Source organism: Variovorax sp. P1_H12_2 (assembly GCF_056405335.1).
Genome location: NZ_JBFUCI010000699.1, coordinates 1 through 1,674, shown reverse-complemented (window position 1 = coordinate 1,674; position 1,674 = coordinate 1). Strand labels below are relative to the sequence as shown.

Genomic DNA, 1,674 nt, shown 5'->3' with positions numbered 1-1,674 from the left:
GTTCAGGGCGGGAAGATCAGCCCTTCTTGACTTCCTTGACCTCGGCGTCGACCACGTTGTCGTCCGCCGGGGCGCTTGCAGCTTCCGGGCCAGCGCCCGGGCCGCCGGCGGCGCCCGCGGCGGCCTGGGCGTCGGCGTACATCTTCTCGCCGAGCTTCTGGCTGGCGCTCATCAGGGTGTTGGTCTTGTCGTCGATCGCGGCCTTGTCCTCGCCCTTGAGGGCTTCTTCCACGTCCTTGATCGCAGCTTCGATCTTTTCCTTCTCGCCGGCGTCCAGGCTGGCGCCGTGCTCGCCCAGCGACTTCTTGACGCTGTGCACCATGGCTTCGCCCTGGTTGCGGGCCTGGGCCAGCTCGACCTTCTTCTTGTCCTCGGCCGCGTTGAGTTCGGCGTCCTTCACCATCTTCTGGATCTCGTCCTCCGACAGGCCCGAGTTCGCCTTGATGGTGATCTTGTTTTCCTTGCCGGTGCCCTTGTCCTTGGCGCCGACGTGCAGGATGCCGTTGGCGTCGATGTCGAAGCTGACCTCGATCTGCGGCGTGCCGCGCGAGGCCGGCGGAATGCCTTCGAGGTTGAAGTCGCCGAGCAGCTTGTTGCCCGAGGCGATCTCGCGCTCGCCCTGGAACACCTTGATCGTCACGGCCGGCTGGTTGTCCTCGGCGGTCGAGAAGGTCTGCGCGAACTTGGTCGGGATCGTGGTGTTCTTGGTGATCATCTTGGTCATCACGCCGCCCATGGTCTCGATGCCGAGCGACAGCGGGGTGACGTCGAGCAGCAACACGTCCTTGCGGTCGCCCGACAGCACCTGGCCTTGAATGGCGGCGCCGACGGCCACGGCCTCGTCGGGGTTCACGTCCTTGCGCGGTTCCTTGCCGAAGAACTCCTTGACGGTTTCCTGCACCTTGGGCATGCGGGTCATGCCGCCGACCAGGATCACGTCGCTGATGTCGGACACGCTGACGCCGGCATCCTTGATGGCGGTGCGGCAGGGCGCGATGGTGCGCTCGATCAGCTCGTCGACCAGGCTTTCGAGCTTGGCGCGCGACAGCTTGATGTTCAGGTGCTTCGGGCCCGAGGCGTCGGCCGTCACGTAGGGCAGGTTGATGTCGGTGGCGGCGCCGTTCGACAGCTCGATCTTGGCCTTCTCGGCCGCTTCCTTGAGGCGCTGCAGCGCGAGCACGTCCTTGCTCAGGTCGACGCCCTGGTCCTTCTTGAACTCGGAAATGATGTAGTCGATGATGCGCTGGTCGAAGTCCTCGCCGCCGAGGAAGGTGTCGCCGTTGGTCGACAGCACTTCGAACTGCTTTTCCCCATCCACGTYGGCGATCTCGATGATCGAGATGTCGAAGGTGCCGCCGCCGAGGTCATACACGGCGATCTTGCGATCGGCCTTGTCGTGCTTGTCGAGGCCGAAGGCCAGCGCGGCTGCGGTCGGCTCGTTGATGATGCGCTTGACGTCCAGGCCGGCGATGCGGCCGGCGTCCTTGGTGGCCTGGCGCTGGCTGTCGTTGAAGTACGCCGGCACCGTGATCACGGCCTCGGTGACCGGCTCGCCGAGGTAGTCTTCGGCGGTCTTCTTCATCTTGCGCAGGATTTCGGCGCTGATCTGCTGCGGCGCGAGCTTCTTGCCGCGCACTTCGACCCAGGCGTCGCCGTTGTCGGCCTTGGTGATGC

General features: G+C 65.1%; 1 protein-coding gene. It reads right to left on the bottom strand.

All coding sequences use genetic code 11. From position 1 onward, the window contains the following. Positions 1–16: 16 nt before the first annotated feature. On the bottom strand, positions 17–1,674 hold a 1,658-nt coding region (dnaK, locus tag AC1D2K_RS34325; protein WP_478094854.1), incomplete at its 5' end, for a molecular chaperone DnaK.